This is a genomic window from Klebsiella ornithinolytica NBRC 105727 = ATCC 31898 (genome assembly GCF_001598295.1).
Classification (GTDB): domain Bacteria; phylum Pseudomonadota; class Gammaproteobacteria; order Enterobacterales; family Enterobacteriaceae; genus Klebsiella; species Klebsiella ornithinolytica.
Genome location: NZ_BCYR01000002.1, coordinates 541,984 through 560,016, shown reverse-complemented (window position 1 = coordinate 560,016; position 18,033 = coordinate 541,984). Strand labels below are relative to the sequence as shown.

15 protein-coding genes and 1 tRNA gene are annotated in these 18,033 nt (G+C 56.2%); 6 read left to right on the top strand and 10 right to left on the bottom strand.

Annotated features, from left to right (window positions below):
• Window positions 1–175: 175 nt before the first annotated feature.
• Window positions 176–1,159 (bottom strand): transcriptional regulator EbgR, encoded by a 984-nt coding sequence (ebgR, locus tag ROR01S_RS06635; RefSeq protein ID WP_064359229.1) that lies wholly within the window; start codon window positions 1,157–1,159, stop codon window positions 176–178.
• Between the two features lie 218 nt (window positions 1,160–1,377).
• On the opposite strand from ebgR, the gene ROR01S_RS06630 reads away from it, so the two are divergent.
• Window positions 1,378–1,710 (top strand): tRNA-binding protein, encoded by a 333-nt coding sequence (locus tag ROR01S_RS06630; protein WP_064359228.1) that lies wholly within the window; start codon window positions 1,378–1,380, stop codon window positions 1,708–1,710.
• A gap of 88 nt (window positions 1,711–1,798) precedes the next feature.
• On the opposite strand, the gene ygjG is transcribed toward ROR01S_RS06630, so the two are convergent.
• Both ygjG and ROR01S_RS06620 read right to left on the bottom strand, forming a co-directional pair.
• Complete coding sequence (ygjG, locus tag ROR01S_RS06625; RefSeq protein ID WP_064359227.1) at window positions 1,799–3,178, bottom strand: putrescine aminotransferase; 1,380 nt, start codon at window positions 3,176–3,178, stop codon at window positions 1,799–1,801.
• A 267-nt stretch (window positions 3,179–3,445) separates the two neighbouring features.
• A complete protein-coding gene (locus ROR01S_RS06620) occupies window positions 3,446–4,039 on the bottom strand; it encodes a PadR family transcriptional regulator (protein ID WP_004867865.1) in 594 nt (197 codons plus the stop codon).
• A 237-nt stretch (window positions 4,040–4,276) separates the two neighbouring features.
• Between ROR01S_RS06620 and ROR01S_RS06615 the strand changes: the two genes are divergently transcribed.
• Window positions 4,277–5,050, top strand: coding sequence for a siderophore-interacting protein (locus ROR01S_RS06615; RefSeq protein ID WP_004867861.1), 774 nt, complete (start codon window positions 4,277–4,279; stop codon window positions 5,048–5,050).
• A 111-nt stretch (window positions 5,051–5,161) separates the two neighbouring features.
• Here the strand turns inward: ROR01S_RS06615 and ROR01S_RS06610 are convergent, their stop codons facing one another.
• The 4 genes from ROR01S_RS06610 to dhaK all read right to left on the bottom strand — a co-directional run bounded on the left by ROR01S_RS06610 (window position 5,162) and on the right by dhaK (window position 10,049).
• On the bottom strand, window positions 5,162–6,814 hold the full coding sequence (locus ROR01S_RS06610; protein ID WP_064359226.1) for a glycerone kinase: 1,653 nt from the start codon (window positions 6,812–6,814) through the stop codon (window positions 5,162–5,164).
• 89 nt (window positions 6,815–6,903) lie between these two features.
• Entirely contained in the window at window positions 6,904–8,325 is a 1,422-nt protein-coding gene (gene dhaM, locus ROR01S_RS06605) for a dihydroxyacetone kinase phosphoryl donor subunit DhaM (RefSeq protein WP_064359225.1), read from the bottom strand.
• Window positions 8,326–8,335: 10 nt separating this feature from the next.
• Window positions 8,336–8,968, bottom strand: a complete 633-nt coding sequence (gene dhaL / locus ROR01S_RS06600; protein WP_064359224.1) for a dihydroxyacetone kinase subunit DhaL — start codon at window positions 8,966–8,968, stop codon at window positions 8,336–8,338.
• A 10-nt stretch (window positions 8,969–8,978) separates the two neighbouring features.
• Complete coding sequence (dhaK, locus tag ROR01S_RS06595) at window positions 8,979–10,049, bottom strand: dihydroxyacetone kinase subunit DhaK (protein ID WP_064359223.1); 1,071 nt, start codon at window positions 10,047–10,049, stop codon at window positions 8,979–8,981.
• 595 nt (window positions 10,050–10,644) lie between these two features.
• On the opposite strand from dhaK, the gene ROR01S_RS06590 reads away from it, so the two are divergent.
• The 3 genes from ROR01S_RS06590 (at window position 10,645) to ROR01S_RS06580 (ending at window position 14,313) form a co-directional block, all read left to right on the top strand.
• On the top strand, window positions 10,645–11,742 hold the full coding sequence (locus ROR01S_RS06590) for a glycerol dehydrogenase (protein WP_004867850.1): 1,098 nt from the start codon (window positions 10,645–10,647) through the stop codon (window positions 11,740–11,742).
• Between the two features lie 95 nt (window positions 11,743–11,837).
• Window positions 11,838–13,763, top strand: coding sequence for a dihydroxyacetone kinase operon transcriptional regulator DhaR (gene dhaR, locus ROR01S_RS06585; RefSeq protein WP_064359222.1), 1,926 nt, complete (start codon window positions 11,838–11,840; stop codon window positions 13,761–13,763).
• 226 nt (window positions 13,764–13,989) lie between these two features.
• Entirely contained in the window at window positions 13,990–14,313 is a 324-nt protein-coding gene (locus ROR01S_RS06580) for a DUF1889 family protein (RefSeq protein WP_071824665.1), read from the top strand.
• A 436-nt stretch (window positions 14,314–14,749) separates the two neighbouring features.
• Here the strand turns inward: ROR01S_RS06580 and ROR01S_RS27315 are convergent, their stop codons facing one another.
• Together ROR01S_RS27315 and ROR01S_RS06575 are read right to left on the bottom strand one after the other, a co-directional pair.
• Entirely contained in the window at window positions 14,750–14,914 is a 165-nt protein-coding gene (locus ROR01S_RS27315) for a hypothetical protein (protein ID WP_015585695.1), read from the bottom strand.
• Between the two features lie 369 nt (window positions 14,915–15,283).
• Window positions 15,284–15,359, bottom strand: a tRNA-Ile gene (locus ROR01S_RS06575).
• Between the two features lie 124 nt (window positions 15,360–15,483).
• Between ROR01S_RS06575 and mug the strand changes: the two genes are divergently transcribed.
• Complete coding sequence (gene mug, locus ROR01S_RS06570; RefSeq protein WP_004867844.1) at window positions 15,484–15,990, top strand: G/U mismatch-specific DNA glycosylase; 507 nt, start codon at window positions 15,484–15,486, stop codon at window positions 15,988–15,990.
• A 99-nt stretch (window positions 15,991–16,089) separates the two neighbouring features.
• On the opposite strand, the gene rpoD is transcribed toward mug, so the two are convergent.
• Window positions 16,090–17,934 (bottom strand): RNA polymerase sigma factor RpoD, encoded by a 1,845-nt coding sequence (gene rpoD / locus ROR01S_RS06565; protein ID WP_004867842.1) that lies wholly within the window; start codon window positions 17,932–17,934, stop codon window positions 16,090–16,092.
• Between the last annotated feature and the right edge of the window lie 99 nt (window positions 17,935–18,033).

Sequence of the window (18,033 nt, the reverse complement as noted above, 5' to 3'; positions counted from 1 at the left end):
GCGGGGATGATTTACTTTAACTCGATCACAAAATGAGCGTTGTCAGAGGGGGGCGAACGTGCAAATCAGAAAATACCGGGGAGCGGAATTTTACCGCATTTACGCCGGGATGGACGTAGAGGAAGTCTCCCCGGCCGGCCTGGTGCCGCCGGGGAAGTTTCGCGCGAAGAGGGTGTTATCGGGTGGTGCCGCGCAGCTTCAGGACGCTGGGGACAAAGACGTTCAGCGGTAACGCCCGGCCATCGCGGGCTTTTTCGTACAGCAGGTTCACCCCCTGGCTTCCCATCATTTCTGAGTGGATGCGCACGGTCGACAGTGGCGGGAAGGTGAAACGCGCGGTCGGAATATCATTCACGCTGATTAACGAGATATCTTCAGGTATCGACAGGCCGCGTTCGTGAATGGCGCGCAGGACGCCGATGGCAATCGAGTCCGAGGCGACAAATAGCGCCATCGGGTAGTCTTCCTGAGCCAGCATTGTTTTCGCCAGCTCATAGCCCGACGAGCTGGAGAAACCGCCGCGCCAGATATCACCCTGTGAGACCACGCCTTTTAGCTGTCCGTACTCAACGAATGCCATTTCGCGGATATCGGCTTTGCCGGGTTCATCCTGGCCACCGATAAAGCCAATGCGTGAAGCCCCCTGGGCGATAAAGAAGTCGATCACCTCTTTGGCGATGCGCACCAGATCGATATCCACCGCATCGTAACTGCTGTCTGGCTCATGAAAATCGATAAAGCAGATATTGTCGGTCAGCGCGGTGGCGGCTTCGCGAATGGCGCGGGAAGGCTTGCCGACGATCAGTACGCCGGTGGCTTTTTTCAGTTCGGGTAGCGCGCTGTTGAGGTAGCAGTTGGTCAGCTCGATCCCCAGTTTTTCGCACTGGGTTTCAATCCCGTGGCGGATTGCCAGATAGTAAGGATCGTTAATCTCCAGATCCTGCTGGTAGCTGTAGAGCGCCAGAATATGGTGATGGCCCACGGCATGAACCTGCGCCTTACGCGAACTGCTGCTTTTATATTCCAGCTTCTCCGCAATCTCCAGGATACGGTGCTTGGTCTCTTCTTTCACGTTCAGGGTCGGATCGTCGTTTAATACCCGTGAAACCGTCGCCAGTGAGACACCCGCTTCGGTTGCGATATCTTTGAGTGTTGCCATCTTATTCCTTATCTGACGTTGCCCCATCTGCGCCCGCCCATTGTAAAGCAAGCTTGGGTTCCTGCATCTGTTTTCAGTAAATATTGCTGGTTTTATTCGCAGCGAACGGGGTCTTTTTTCCGCCATAAAGAGTGACGGAAGTAACATTCCTGTCAGCGGGATGCTGAACAAATAATTAAACTTGCTATATTTTACTAAAATTTTACTGGAGGTAAACGATGGATACTGTTGCTTACGATGATTTTGCCAGACTGGAAATGCGTACCGGGAAGATTGTTGAGGTTAAACGGCATGAGAATGCCGATAAGCTGTATATCGCGAAGATTGATATTTGTGAGCGTATCTTGCAAACGGTGACAAGCCTGGTGCCTTACTACAGCGAACAGGAGCTGTTGGGAAAAACGGTGGTGGTGCTGTGCAATCTGGCGAAGGCCAAAATGCGGGGTGAAACGTCGGAGTGCATGCTGCTGTGCGCAGAGACTGAGGATGGCAGCGAAAGCGTGCTGCTGACGCCGGAGCGTCTGATGCCACCTGGCGTACGGGTGGTTTAAGCTTCGTTTCTCTGCGTTAGGACATCGGCGATACCGCAGGAAAAGCGCCTCTCCCCGATGGGGAGAGGACAGCGAAGAGTAGAGAGCATCAGGCCTCTTCTACGGCAACCCGCAGTGCAGCCAGTGCCTGACGCGCCGCGCTGAGCACCAGTTCGCACTGCTCAATCGTCAGCGTCAGCGGCGGTTCGATGCGAATGGTTTTGGCATTATTTAACGTTCCGGCCACCAGAACCCGCTGGCGGAACATCTCGCTGGCGAAGTTATAGCCGATCTCGTTATCCACGAACTCAATCGCCATCAGCATCCCTTTACCGCGAACTTCATTTACCAGATCCGGATACTCACGGGACAGTTGATGGAAGCCGTTTAACAGCAGCTCACCTTTCTGTTCCGCCTGGGCCGGCAGATTCTGCGTCAGCAGGACGTTGATCGTGGCCAGCGCTGCGGCACAGGCCAGCGGATTACCGCCGAAGGTGGTGGTGTGCAGGAACGGGTTGTCGAACAGCACCGAGAACACCTCTTCGGTGGCAATCGTCGCCCCAATTGGCATAACGCCGCCGCCGAGCGCTTTGGCAAGACACAGAATGTCCGGCTGAACGTTTTCGTGCTCGCAGGCAAACATTTTGCCGGTACGCCCCATGCCGGTTTGCACTTCGTCGAGGATCAGCAGCGCGCCAAATTCATCGCACAGCTTACGCACCGCGGGCAGGTAGCCCTGCGGCGGCAGAATCACGCCCCCTTCGCCCTGTATTGGCTCAAGGATCACCGCCGCGACATCATCACCGGTTTTTTTACACTCGCTCAGCAGCGTACGCATCGCGTTGATATCGCCAAACGGCACGTGACGGAACCCTGGAAGTAGCGGCATAAAAGGCTTACGGAATGTCGATTTCGCGGTGGCCGATAGCGCGCCCAGCGACTTACCATGAAAAGCGCCGCTGGTGGCCACAAACGTAAATTTACCGCGCGGCGACTGGTAGGCTTTAGCGAGTTTCAGCGCCGCTTCGACCGACTCTGTGCCGCTGTTACAGAAGAAGCTGTATTTCAGCTTGCCGGGGGTTAACGCCGCCAGCGTTTTTGCCAGCATGGCCCGCAGCGGGTCAAGCAGTTCCTGGCTATGAAGAGGTTGTTTCGCGAGCTGATGCTCGACGGCGGAAATGACAACTGGATTACGGTGCCCTACATTAAAAATTCCAAAGCCACCCAGGCAATCGACAAACTCTTGTCCCTGAGTGTCGACAAGCGTATTTAACCCTCCCGCTTGCCACTCTACGGCTCCGTAATCCCCGCCAGCAGTAACCGATTTTCGGTACTCTAAAAAACCGGGATTCACATGCTCTTTAAAATATTCCCTGACCTCCTGGTTAAGTGCTTTCATCTCCTCATGATCAAGCGTTCGCTTCTCAATGAGATTCAGTGCGTGTGCGCTGCAGGCCAGAGCCGATGCGCTGGAAGGTAACCTGTTCAAAGTGAGCTCCTGGGACGGGCGTATCACATGATACTGAATTAAGTATTGCAGGGATTACGCCACTTCGGCACGGGAGCTGAAAATCGGGATAAACGCAGCGCGAAAGCGCATTTGCGCGAAATTTAATCTCACGGCGATATTTTTGGCATGTTTTACTCCTGAACGGGGGACGTTACCCGCCGGGAGGGAGCCCCGTGCGTGCTGCCTGGTGGTGCAGATTGCCCAATATGGGGGCAGGAGGGGGGACTGGCATCCCCCCCGGAGGGGTTAATCGAGCTGGGAAATCTCCATTGCCGCGCGGTCAATGACGGCGACAATCTGTTTCAGCTGAGTCTCGCTGATGGCCTGTTGATTTACCTTTAAATCCAGTACGGCTTTAAAGTTCTCCAGCGCCCGCTTCATTTGCGGGTTTTTGCGCAGTTCACAGCCGACCATACGGGCCTGCAAACGTTCCTGGATATGGCCGAGCTGTTCCTGATTCTCGGCATGCAGGAGGCTGCCCTCTGCGGTTATGGCGATTTTTTTGCGGCCATTTTCCTCTTCGACGCTGATAAGACCCTGATCCTGAAGGAGATCAAGAGTTGGATAGATCACACCCGGACTCGGGCTGTAGTTGCCCTGGGTCAGGTTTTCTATCTCTTTAATCAATTCGTAGCCGTGGCTGGCGTTGCGGGTGAGGATGTCGAGGATCACCAGACGCAGTTCGCCATGGCCGAAGAAACGCTGACGGCGTCCGCCGCCGCCACCACCCCGGCGACCGTGTTCGCCATGTTCGCCGCCCCGGCGGCCATGCTCCCCGCGTTCGCTGTGTTCACCGTGGTGGCCACGTGGCCCTCGACCTTCTTCATGATGATGTCGCATAGTTTGCTCCTGTATGTTTTGATATATCTAATCTATATCTAAAAATTAATACTTAGCAAGCATGAATCTGAATATTTTAATAAGCATTTGATTTAAAATGATTTTATTTTGTTCGTTGTACTTTATTGCTTTTTGCTACGTCTATATCAAAAAAAACTTGCATTCTTTTTTAATGGCAATCATTATCATTTGGGTAAAGTTTAGATATATCTATAAATCTCACGAAGGCGAATGACGATGATAAAAACGAAAGAACCTCAGTACCCGAAACGCGTTCGCAATGAGCTGCGTTTTCGCGAGTTAACCGTGCTGCGCGTCGAGCGCGTCGGCGCCGCCTTCCAGCGCATTGTGCTGGGCGGAGAGGCGCTGGAAGGTTTTGTCTCCCAGGGTTTTGACGACCATACCAAACTCTTTTTCCCGCAAGCCGGTACTGCGTTTACACCGCCGCAGGTGACGGAAGAGGGCATTAACTGGGGGGAAGGCGTCCGTCCGGCAACTCGCGACTACACGCCGCTGTATGATGCCGAACGTCATGAACTGGCCTATGACTTCTTCATCCATGACGGCGGTATTGCCAGCAGCTGGGCGCTGGCGGCAAACGTCGGCGATAAGCTGGTGATTGGTGGGCCACGTGGTTCGCTGGTGGTGCCAGAGGATTATGCCTGGCAGCTGTATGTCTGCGATGAATCCGGTATGCCTGCGCTGCGCCGCCGTCTGCTGGGCCTTAGCCGCCTGCCCGTGCGCCCGCAGGTTACGGCGCTGGTGACGATCGGCGAGGCATCGTATCAAGATTATCTGGCGGATCTGCAGGGCTTTAATATTGAGTGGATCGTCGGCCATCATTCGTCCGTGGTGGCTGAACGTCTGGCGCAGGTGAGCGTGCCTGCGGAAGATTATTTTATCTGGGTGACCGGTGAAGGCGCGGTGGTGAAATCACTGCTCGGTCGGTTTGAAAATGATGAAATTGACCCGCAGCTGGTGCGTTCCCAGGCCTACTGGCACAGTAAATAGCCTGATGCCCGGGCTACGGCGTCAGCGCGTTGCCCGGGATAGCGGCTATTCTGTTCTGTCGCCCGGCTCAGCGTCGCGTCGCCGGGATATTCCGCTGCGGAGGACGCCGCCTTAGCGTTGTTCCGCCAGCGTTTTGAAGACCTGCGCGACCGCGTGGGCGCCCGGATCCATATTGCCCAGCAGGCTGTCGCTGTTAAGGTACGACGCGCGCCCGGCGTTGGCTTTACTGGCGTGGCAGGTGCGCTCGGCGCCCGCTTCCGCAGCGGCAAACGCCGCCTGTAAATCCGTCGGTGCGACAAGCAGCGACGCCAGCGCCGGCTGCAGCGCATCGATCATCGTGCGATCGCCCTCATCCGCACCGCCGTAAAACTTCATTTGCGCCAGACCGGCGTTTAACGCTTCCGCGACGCCGGCGCCTTGCTCCAGCTTCTGCCCGGCGGCGGTAAAGAAGATCGACATCAGCACGCCGCTGGAACCGCCCATCACCACGGTCAGACGTTCGCCGATCAGGGCCAACAGGGTCGCGAGATCGCCCAACGGCAACTGCTGGCGTTGCAGCAGGTCGGCAATATCGCGCGCGCCAGCGGCAAAGGTGGAGCCGGTATCGCCATCGCCGACTTTGGCATCCAGCGCATTCAGGTGCGCCTCCAGGTCAGACAAGGTACCGGTTATCCGCTCGACATAGCCCGCCACGACGTGATTGTCCGAAGGCTGGAACGCCACGCGGGTGCTGCGCAGCGAAGAGGGCATCACCTCAATGGTTCGTGGCTGCACCGGCGCCTGCCAGCTGGCCGTTTCCACAGCGGAAAGCAGTGCTTTTTCAATGCTCTCCTCCAGTACGATGGCGGTTATCGAGAAACCTTTCATATCCAGCGCCGTCACCAGCGACGCCGGGCCAATCAGCCAGTCGATCCGCTGATGGAGCGACGTGTCGGCCAGCTCACGCGTCAGAATCGCCATTTCCGCAACCGACACGCCGCCGAGGTTGTTCAGCATCACCGCCAGACGGCCGGTTTGTGGCAGGGCGGCGGTCAGTTTCTCCACCATCAGGCGGACAATCTGCGCGCTGTTCTGGGTGGCGATGACCGAGGCGCCGGGTTCGCCATGGATGCCCATGCCCAGCTCTGCCCGATCGGGATGGTGGCGCGGTGCCGTTTCAGCCTCCTGCGGCAGATGGCAACTGGAGAGCGCGAGGCCCAGCGTGCGGGTCTTGTCTGCCGCATATCGGGCCTCGCGCAGCACGGTAGCAAGATTGTAGCCACGTTCGGCAAAATAACCGGCCACTTTATGCACCAGGATGGTGCCGGCAATCCCGCGCGGATGCTTGTTATTCGGTAGCGAAATATCGTCGCCGACAATCAGCATTTCGACGTTGTAACCCAGGCGACGTGCTTTCTCGGCGGCGAGGCCAAAGTTAAGGCGATCGCCGGTATAGTTTTTGACGATCAGCAGACAGCCCGCTTCGCCGGTCACCGCCTGAATGGCGGTCAGCACCGCATCAACGCTCGGGGAGGCAAAAATATCGCCGCACACCGCGGCGGTGAGCATCCCTTTACCGATAAACCCAACGTGAGCCGGCTCATGGCCGGAGCCGCCGCCGGAGATGATGGCGACGTTGCTTTTGTTGAGATCGCGACGAACGACCACGCGAATCGCCGGATCGCTCTCCAGACGTGCCAGGTTGTTCCACGGGCTGGCAACGATCGTTCCTTCAATAACATCGTCGACGAGGCGGGTGCGCTGATTAAAAAAGAATTGAGACATAACGGTTCCTGGTGGTTGAGCGAAACACAATCCCCGGAGGCGGAGCCTCCGGCGTGAAGAATGGAGTACAGAGAGTGACGAATGGACAGCTATGTGCGGAGAACGCGTTTTCCGGCGACATCCAGCGTAAGGGATTCACCATCGCCTATCTGCTTCAGGGCCTCTCCCTGCCGACACAGGCAGACGATCCCGGCCTGACGGGCGATGATCGCGCCGTGGGATGCCTCGCTCCCTTCCCGCAGACAAATCCCCTTGACCAGATGAGGATCCAGCTGCAAGACGGTGGAAGGAAAGAGATCGTCGGCGATGATAATCGTCGGCTCATGCACCGCCAGCGGCGCTTCGCTGCGGCCTTGCAGATGACGCAAAGTCCGGTGGAGCAGATCGTCGATATCAATATAGCGCGCCTGCAGATAGGCATCGTTCAGCTGGCGGTACTGCTGGCTGAGGTCGGCCAGCACCTGATACCACGCCCACTCCGCATTGCATTGTTCCTGGCGCAGGATATCGCAGGCGGCTTCATAGAGATCCGGGTCGTCGAGCAGCGTGTGATGGCCGGAGAAAATGGCCGCGATATCGGCAGAATAGCGCTCTTCCGCCAGGGAGGTCAGCGCATTGAGATCGTCCAGCGTCTGGCCGATCGCCTGCTGCAGGCGCCGCTGTTCGTTGGCGATGTCGGCGCCGGTTTGCCGGACTGGCCGGAGGGCAGGCAGCGGATAGTGGAGCGCTTTGCCCTGAACACGCACGGCGACGGGGGCAAAAACCGCTGGCGCGGCGTCCGGCTGCTCGCCAAAGTTCTCCGCTGCCAGCGCCTGAAATGCCGCCAGCGCCGCTTCGGCATCTGGCCCGCGGGCCAGCAGCCTTAATGTATCGTTGCAGCGTACCTGCAACAGGGCAATCTGGTTAATGCTATCCGGTGAGACGCATTTGCCGCCTTTCTCCAGCACCAGATCGGCATTGAATCCGGATAACGCGGCCACCAGCCGCGATGCCGGACGAACGTGTAAGCCGTTATGGTTTTTAATGACCACCGAGACGGACTCGCCGCTGAGATCGTCGGCCATTGGCGTGGCCTCGGGGCCGTTCTGTGCGAGCGATGGTAACCCCAGCTGTACGCGCTTAGCTTCCAGGGCGTTCATGGCGTCGGCGATCACTTTATCGATATTCGATCCGGTGGCGGCGCTGACCGTTGCCGCCAGCGTGCCTTCGACCAGCGGCGCGGCGCACAGGCGAACCTTCGCCGCGATCGCCGGATCGAGGAGATCCAGCGCGGTTTCCGCGCTGAGCAGGGCGCTGCCGATATCCATCATCACCAGCACGTGGTCGGTATCGGCAACGGATTCAATGGCCTCCATCACCTTAATCGGATCGGTGCCGATCGGGTTTTCAGGATCGTCAATGCCGGCGGCGATCGCCAGCTTGCAGCCGTCGCCAGTTAACATCTGCCGGGCCAGTTCTCCGACACCTTCGCCCAGTCGGGCGCTATGAGAAACAATCACCAGGTTTACCATCGCGTTATCCTTACTCTTTGGCTGAAGCAGCCAGCGCCTGAATCATGAACATCACCGAGGTTGCGCCCGGATCCTGATGCCCGATGCTGCGTTCGCCGAGGTAGCTGGCGCGGCCTTTGCGGGCCTGCATGGTGATGGTAGAACGGGCGGCTTCCTCTGCCTGTATCGCGGCGTCATCCAGCGCATGCTGAACCGACAGGTGCTGTTCGCTGGACTGGCGCAGTGACTCGACGACCGGCAGCCAGACGTCGCACATGGTTTTATCACCGGGTTCCGCTTTCCCCCGGTTGACCACGCCGTCGGCCCCTTCGCGCATCATCTGATACAGCTCGTCGAGGGTCAGACTCTGGTGGGCCTGCGTCACCTGGGCGGCGCGAATAAAGAAGGTGCCGAACAGCGGGCCGCTGGCGCCGCCGACGTTGGAGAGCAGCGTCATTCCGGTGTTCTTAAGAATAAAACCGATGTCTTTATCGGCAATGGACGGCAGTTTTTCCACCACCTTGCTGAAGCCGCGATACATGTTCAGACCGTGGTCGGCATCGCCAATCTCTTTATCCAGGCCGGTCAGAAAATCTTTCTCTTTGGTAAAAATGTCGCCGCAGCGATAGAGCCAGTTAACGATTTGCGTTCTGTTCAGTGACATGTCGTGCTCCTTAATGGCCCCAGTTCAGCGCCGGGGTATGAACGGGGGCGTCCCATAATGCCAGCGTGTCGTCATCGACTTTCAGCAGAGTGAGGGAGAAGCCCACCATATCCAGCGAGGTACAGTAGCTGCCGATGAGGTTGCGTTCGATCGTGATGCCGTTCTCCTCGCAGCGGGTGGCCAGTCGGTTGTATACGCCGTACAGCTCCGACAGCGGGGTGGCGCCAAGGTTATTGACCAGCGCGATGACGCGGTCGCCTTGCTGCAGCGCCTGTTTGCTTTGCGTAACGTCCTGCCAGCGCCCTTTGACGGTGTCCCACTGACGCAGCGTGCGGCTGTAGGTGCCGTTCTCCAGCAAGGTGTCGAACATCTCATCAACGGTGCGGTCGAGAGAGCTGAAGGGGCGACGGTCGATACCCGGCTCGCCGTGGATACCGACGCCGAACTCCATCTCATTATCCTGTAATTCGAATGACGGCTGTCCGGCGGCCGGCACGGTGCAGGCGCCCAGCGCCACACCGATGGAGTGGCCGAGGTTGTTAAGCTTGCGGCCCAGTTCAGTGCAGGCTTCCAGCGAATCGCCGCGTTCGGCCGCCGCGCCGACCAGCTTCTCAACCAGCACGGTGTTGGCGACGCCGCGGCGTCCGGCGGTGTAGAGGCTGTCTTTGACCGCCACGTCGTCATCGATCACCACGGTGGTCACCTTGACGCCGCTTTCGTGCAGCAGCTCGGTGGCGGTTTCGAAATTAAGGATATCCCCGGTGTAGTTTTTGATGATCAGCAGCACGCCTTCGCCGCCGTCGATATTCATCGCGCACTCGAACATTTTATCCGGGGTCGGGGAGGTGAAAATCTCGCCCGGACAGGCGCCGGCAAGCATACCTTTGCCAATATAGCCGCAGTGCATCGGCTCGTGTCCGCTGCCGCCGCCGGAGAGCAGCGCCACTTTCCCGGCCACCGGCGCATCGGCGCGGGTGACATACACCGGGTCCTGATGCAGCGTTAATTCAGGATGGGCTCTGGCGAGGCCAAGCAGTTGTTCACTCAGTACATCTTCGACACGGTTAATCAATTTTTTCATTATTTATGCTCCGTCGGAGTGATGCGATGCGGCCTCTCTACCCACGGAGGCGGTCATCGTGTAGGGGTATCGTCTGGCGTGAAGAACTACCCGGCGACGTTATGATTCTGGCTGAGTTAACGGAAAAAAAAATGTCGCGAAAACGAGTTTCATAACGGAACGTGGTTATTTATTTTTGTTCCGTTATGAAACGTTATCGCCGATGAAAAGAGAAAAATGCGAGCTAAGGCGGTTTTTTCGCCCTGCGTTCCCCCGCAGTCTACGGGGGAGGCGGATCCTTTTTTTATCTGTTTTCTGCTGTCGAGGGGATCAGCGTTAGCAGATTAGCCGTTTTTTTTGTCGCAGGACGGCGAATGGCCGGATCGGGATCGCAATCCCGGCGTTTTCCGGCAATTGATGTTCCAATATGGAACGGTAAAAAATATTCTCTGTTTCATATCAGAACAAAAACGGGAAAAATTTTTTTGTTCACCGCTCGCCCTACAGTGTTTGCATCGCTCCGGTCACGATCCCGTTTCCGCCATGAACCGCAGGCTGAACAGGATGACGCCAGGGCTCATCATGTAAAACATGCACTTATTTGAGGGTGAAAGGAATGCTAAAAGTTATTCAATCTCCGGCCAAATATCTTCAGGGTCCTGACGCATCCACGCTTTTTGGTCAGTATGCCAAAAATCTGGCGGACAGCTTTTTTGTGATTGCCGATGACTTCGTGATGAAGCTGGCGGGGGATAAAGTACTCAATGGCCTGCATAACCACGGTTTAAGCTGCCACGCGGCCCGTTTTAACGGTGAATGCAGCCACGCGGAGATCAACCGCCTGATTGCCATTCTGCAGCAGCACGGCTGCCGCGGCGTGGTAGGGATTGGCGGCGGGAAGACGCTCGATACCGCTAAAGCCATTGGCTTCTACCAGAAGCTGCCGGTGGTGGTGATCCCGACGATTGCCTCTACCGATGCGCCAACCAGCGCGCTGTCGGTTATCTACACCGAAGCCGGTGAGTTTGAAGAGTATCTGATCTATCCGAAAAACCCGGATATGGTGGTCATGGATACGGCAATTATTGCCAAAGCGCCGGTGCGCCTGCTGGTGGCCGGGATGGGCGATGCGCTCTCGACCTGGTTTGAAGCGAAGGCCTGTTTTGATGCCAGAGCGACCAGTATGGCCGGCGGACAGTCCACGGCGGCGGCGTTGAGCCTGGCTCGCCTGTGCTATGATACGCTGCTGGCCGAAGGCGAAAAAGCGCGCCTGGCAGCGCAGGCTGGCGTGGTGACGGATGCGCTGGAGCGCATTGTCGAAGCCAATACCTACCTCAGCGGAATTGGGTTTGAAAGCAGCGGGCTGGCCGCGGCGCACGCCATTCATAACGGCTTCACTATTCTGGAAGAGTGCCATCATCTGTACCACGGCGAAAAAGTGGCGTTTGGCACTCTGGCGCAGCTGGTGCTGCAAAACAGCCCGATGGAAGAGATTGAAACGGTGCTGGGCTTCTGCCAGAAAGTCGGTCTGCCGGTGACCCTGGCGCAAATGGGCGTCAAAGAGGGCATTGAAGGTAAAATTCAGGCGGTCGCGAAAGCGACCTGCGCGGAAGGCGAAACGATCCATAACATGCCATTCCCGGTGACGGCAGACAGCGTTTACGCCGCGATCCTGACGGCCGATTTGCTCGGTCAGCAGTGGCTGGCGCGTTAACGTCTCGCTGACCTGCTTTTTGCAGGGTGAAGCGTATTCTCCCCTCCGACAGTCTCTGCCGGAGGGGTTATCTATTTTAAACAGTGGAAAAGGAAATGGCGGCGCAGACTCAGGACTCCGGAAAAACAGTATCTTCCGTTATCAGTCAGTCGTGGCAGCGTTGCAGCCGGTTTATGCCGAGGGAGACCTGGCAGGCGCCGCATCAGGCGCAGGGGCTGACCTTCGAATCGATCTGCCGGCGTAAAACCGCGCTGCTGACCATCGGCCAGGCGGCGCTGGAAGATGCCTGGGAGTTTATGGATAGCCGACCCTGCGCGTTGTTTATCCTCGATGAGTCCGCCTGTATCCTCAGCCGCTGCGGCGAACCGCAGACGCTGGCGCAGCTCGCGGAACTCGGTTTTCTTGACGGCAGCTACTGCGCGGAAAGCATTATCGGCAGCTGCGCGCTCTCGCTGGCCTCGATGCTGGGGCAACCGGTGAAAACCATCGGCGAGCAACACTTTAAACAGGCGCTGCACGGGTGGTCATTTAGCTCCACGCCGGTGTTTGATAACCACGGTCGCCTGTTTGGCTCCATCTCGCTGTGCTGTTTGATCGAACAGCAGGCCTCCTCTGATTTGTCTCTGACGCTGGCTATCGCCCGGGAAGTGGGCAACTCGCTGTTGACCGACAGCCTGCTGGCCGAATCTAACCGTCATCTCAACCAGATGTATGGCCTGCTGGAGAGCATGGATGATGGCGTGATGGCGTGGAATGAGCAGGGGGTATTGCAGTTTCTTAATGTCCAGGCCGCGACGCTCCTGCATCTTGATGCCCAGACCAGCCAGGGGAAAAATATTAACGAACTGGTGACGCTGCCGGCGCTGCTGCGCCGGGCCATTAAGCACGCGCGCGCGCTGAACCATGCGGAAGTGACGTTTGAGAGCCAGCATCAGTTTATCGATGCCGTCATTACCCTCAAGCCCATCGTCGAAGAGCAGGGCAATAGCTTTATTTTACTGCTGCACCCGGTGGAGCAGATGCGCCAGCTGATGACCAGCCAGTTAGGCAAAGTGAGCCACACTTTTGCGCAGATGTCCTCGGACGATCCGGAAACGCGACGGCTGATTCATTTTGGCCGTCAGGCGGCGCGGGGCGGTTTTCCGGTCCTGCTCTGTGGGGAAGAGGGGGTGGGTAAGGAGCTGGTCGCCCAGGCCATTCATAATGAAAGCGAACGGGCGGGCGGGCCTTATATTGCCGTCAACTGTCAGCTGTATGCCGACAGCGCGCTGGGCCAGGATTTTATGGGTAGCGCGCCTACCGATGACGAAAACGGGCGCCTGAGCCGCCTGGAACTGGCCAGCGGCGGCACCCTGTTTCTGGAAAAAATAGAGTACCTGGCGCCGGAGCTGCAGTCCGCGCTGCTGCAGGTGATTAAACAGGGGGTATTAACCCGCCTCGATGCCCGGCGCCTGATTCCGGTGGACGTTAAGGTGATTGCCACCACCACCGTTGATCTGGCTAATCTGGTGGAGCAGAACCGCTTTAGTCGCCAGCTCTATTACGCGCTGCATTCGTTTGAGATCGTCATTCCGCCGCTGAGGGCACGGCGCAACAGCATTCCCTCGCTGGTACACAACCGCCTGCGTAGCCTGGAGAAACGCTTTTCATCGCGCCTGAAAGTGGACGACGATGCCCTGGCGCAGCTGGTGAACTACTCCTGGCCGGGTAATGATTTTGAGTTAAACAGCATTATTGAAAATATCGCCATCAGCAGCGATAACGGCCATATCCGCCTGAGCAACCTGCCGGAATATCTCTTCTCCGAGCGGCCGGGCAGCGATACCGTCTCGCCCCTGCTACCTGCCAGCCTGACCTTCAGCGCTATTGAAAAAGAGGCCATTATCCATGCCGCCCGCGTCACCAGTGGCCGGGTGCAGGAGATGTCCCATCTGCTCAACATCGGGCGCACGACGCTGTGGCGCAAAATGAAGCAGTACGATATCGACGCCAGCCAGTTTAAGCGCAAAAATCACGACTAGTTGTCTGCACTCTCCGCGATTTGGGGGCGCAATTGCTGTTTTTTCGCGATCTAAGCGGCGATTTGCTGTCGGTCGCGGATGACGGGGCGGTTTATACGGGCTGCACCGGACTTATCGGGCAGAAAAACGCCATGCAAACGTTTGACTGAGGTCTGAATCAAAGAAAGGCAACGATCTCTTTGATATCCCCGCAGACTTGGGTCCATATTATAAACATGTTCATCACGTGGTTAATTTTAAGGATAAGAGCATGCCAACAGCGATAGATAAAGCGTTAGATTTTATTGGTGGAATGAACACATCGGCGTCGGCTCCGCATTCAATGGATGAAAGTACGGCTAAGGGCATTTTAAAATATCTCCATGAGTTAGGCGTTCCGGCCAGCGCCGAAGACGTGATCGTGCGAGGAGAGCGGGAGGGATGGAATTCCGGGTTCACCCATAAAGTGGCCGGATGGGCGGAGAAAATCGCCGCTGGCAACCGTATCGTGATTAAAAATCCAGAGTACTTCTCCTCCTATATGCGGGAGCAGCTCCGGGAGCTGGTGTAAGCGGCTCGTTTTTAAAAAATGATTCTGAAGATGGTATCCTGCAGGATGGTATAAAAAAGGAGCAACGTTGCTAACGTCGCTCCTTATATTTTTCCGCTAATGAATATTCAGGATAATTTGAAATTTCCGCGCTAAGCAATGTATTTTCCGCTGGCTGAATAAGAGACTGGCGCTCTGGCGTATTTAGCATGGCAGGAAATTCTGAACCTGTCTGGCGCTCAATAACACTATCTTGTTTATCGTCCCTTATCGGTTCTTTTCCTTTCCTTCCCGACTGAACATGCTGCTGCCTTTTTCACTTTGTACTGAGTGCCCCGTGAGCGCCTCAGCATTCTGACTGTTTTAGCAACTCAGCGATGAGACTTCTTTAACGCTTCAATTCAACGCTGATTTTCATCAGCTTCAGGTTTATCGGTGGCGATTCAGTTCTTCCTGATTAGCGAGCGAGCCCGACGGCTTTCGCCTGTGCCTGGAAGCGTTTGAGTTGCTGCTCGATTTCTTCCACAGAAATACCCGTTTCAATCGCGGGAGAACTGGCAACGGTGCGGAAAAGCTGCGTTTTCGTGATCTTAGGGGAGGATGTTTTTTGCGTCGTGATCATTATCTCGTTAGTTATGCCGTGATTCTAGTTCTATTGAGCGATGCCAGCAAGGCTGCGGCAATTTTCTCTGGGCTTTCAGTTTGTGGGCAAATGCTATAAATAGACAAGTGTCTGACTCAAAAATGCGTCCGTCGTGTATTTCACATCCGGTGAAAGTGGACATTGTGATAAAAGCCAGTCACGGCAGTTTTGGGTTAGCATACCAGGTGAATTGCTGGAGCAACTGATGGCTATCTGAAACGAAAGTGTTCTGATGAACCTTCAGGGTAAAAACCGAGATTGAAGTCTGAAGCTAAAACGGGACCTGGTCCAAATGCAATGCAAACAAAAAGGACTTAGATAATTTCTTATCTAAGTCCTTGTTTTATCTGGTGGCCCCTGCTGGACTTGAACCAGCGACCAAGCGATTATGAGTCGCCTGCTCTAACCACTGAGCTAAGGGGCCGTGGCGAGGGATTATAAAGTAACTGGCAGGCGCAATCCAGCGCAAAACGCACGGCTGCTGTTTTTATAAACAATGCATTTTCAATCCTTTATAATCGCCTTTTAGGTATTGAGCGGGTGGAAAGATGATTAACGATATTCTGGCGCCGGACCTGCGGGTGGTCTTCTGCGGCATCAATCCGGGGAAGTCCTCTGCCCATACTGGTTTTCATTTCGCGCATCCGGGTAATCGCTTCTGGAAGGTGATTTACCAGGCCGGTTTTACCGACCGTCTGCTGAAGCCTGAAGAGGAGCTGCAGCTGCTCGATACGCGCTGCGGGATCACTATGCTGGTGGAACGCCCGACGGTTCAGGCCAGCGAAGTCGCCCTGCAGGAGCTACGCAGCGGCGGCCGGGAGCTGGTGCTGAAAATTGAACAGTATCAGCCGCGGGCGCTGGCGATTCTCGGTAAACAGGCCTTTGAGAAAGCGTTTCAGGTACGCGGTGCGCGTTGGGGCAAGCAGCAGGTGACCATCGGCGATACGGAAGTGTGGGTGCTGCCCAACCCCAGCGGACTGAACCGGGCGACGCTGGATAAGCTAGTGGAGGCGTATCGTGAACTGGATGATGCGCTGGCATCGCGAGGTCGATAGCCTGCGGCGGGGACCGGCGCTGGCTCTCTCTGACGGCAACAGAGTGAATGGAAGACAAAAAAAGCTCCCCGCAGGGAGCTTTTTTATTTCCGACAACGATTAATCGTCGAGGAAGCTACGCAGCACTTCAGAACGGCTCGGGTGACGCAGCTTGCGCAGCGCCTTCGCTTCGATCTGACGGATACGTTCGCGGGTAACGTCGAACTGTTTACCGACTTCTTCCAGCGTGTGGTCAGTATTCATATCGATACCGAAACGCATACGCAGGACCTTCGCTTCACGAGCGGTCAGGCCTGCCAGCACGTCGTGAGTGGCGGCACGCAGGCTTTCCGTGGTCGCGGAGTCCAGCGGCAGCTCGAGGGTGGTATCCTCGATGAAATCACCCAGATGCGAATCTTCATCGTCGCCGATCGGCGTTTCCATGGAGATTGGCTCTTTGGCAATTTTCAGCACTTTACGAATTTTATCTTCCGGCATCAGCATACGTTCAGCCAGCTCTTCCGGCGTCGGCTCGCGACCCATTTCCTGCAGCATCTGGCGGGAGATACGGTTGAGCTTGTTGATGGTCTCAATCATATGCACCGGAATACGGATGGTGCGCGCCTGATCCGCGATGGAGCGGGTGATGGCCTGACGGATCCACCAGGTTGCATAGGTGGAGAACTTGTAGCCGCGACGATATTCGAACTTATCAACCGCTTTCATCAGACCAATGTTACCTTCCTGAATCAGATCCAGGAACTGCAGGCCACGGTTGGTGTATTTCTTGGCGATAGAGATAACCAGACGTAAGTTCGCTTCAACCATCTCTTTCTTCGCACGGCGGGCTTTCGCTTCACCGATGGACATACGACGGTTGATATCTTTAACCTGCTCGATGGTCAGGCCGGTCTCTTCTTCAATCTGCTGCAGCTTCTGCAGGCCGCGCTGAACGTCTTCTTTGACGTCGTGCAGTTTTTCAGACCACGGCTTGTTCATGGCGATCGCAGCGTTGAACCAGGTCTCGCTGGTTTCATTGCCGGTGAACAGGGTGATGAAGTTCTTCTTCGGCATTTTGCACTGTTCGACGCACAGTTTCATGATGATACGTTCCTGAGTACGGACGCGATCCATCATGCTACGCATGCTGCCGACCAGGTAATCGAACTGTTTCGGTACCAGGCGGAACTGTTTGAACACCTCAGACAGCTTGAGAATTTCTTCCTGGGCTGCGGCGTGGCTACGACCTTTCGCTTTGATGGTATCGCGGGTCAGCTCGTACTGCGTGCGCAGTTCAGCGAATTTCTCGCGCGCCAGCTCAGGATCGATGCTGTTGTCGTCATCGCTGCTGTCGTCGTCGTCGTCTTCATCTTCGTCTTCGTCGTCATCCATCTCTTCCTGAGAGAGTTCAGAACCGACGTGCGTCGCGGTTGGCGCCAGGTCTTCTTCGGCGTTAGGATCGACGAAACCGGTGATCAGGTCAGACAGGCGCGCTTCTTCAGCTTCGACGCGGTCGTACTGCTCCAGCAGATAGGTAATGGCTTCCGGATATTCAGCAACGGAGCACTGAACCTGGTTGATCCCATCTTCAATACGTTTGGCGATGTCGATTTCGCCTTCACGCGTCAGCAGTTCTACGGTACCCATTTCGCGCATGTACATGCGCACCGGATCGGTTGTACGTCCGATTTCAGATTCAACACTGGACAACACCTGTGCAGCAGCTTCTTCTGCATCTTCGTCGGTGTTGTTGCTGTTTTCAGCCAGCAGCAGATCATCGGCATCCGGTGCTTCTTCCATCACCTGAATGCCCATGTCATTGATCATTTGGATGATGTCTTCGATCTGATCGGAGTCGACGATATCTTCCGGCAGATGGTCATTGACCTCGGCATAGGTCAGATAGCCTTGCTCCTTACCACGTTGGACAAGAAGCTTCAGCTGTGACTGCGGGTTTTGCTCCATAAGACGGTATCCACACTTAATTCGTTTGATTGGTGTCGACAGACAAACTGCCAACATTTAAAGCGAGGGCGTACTTATATTATTGCCGCTGCGCCTCAG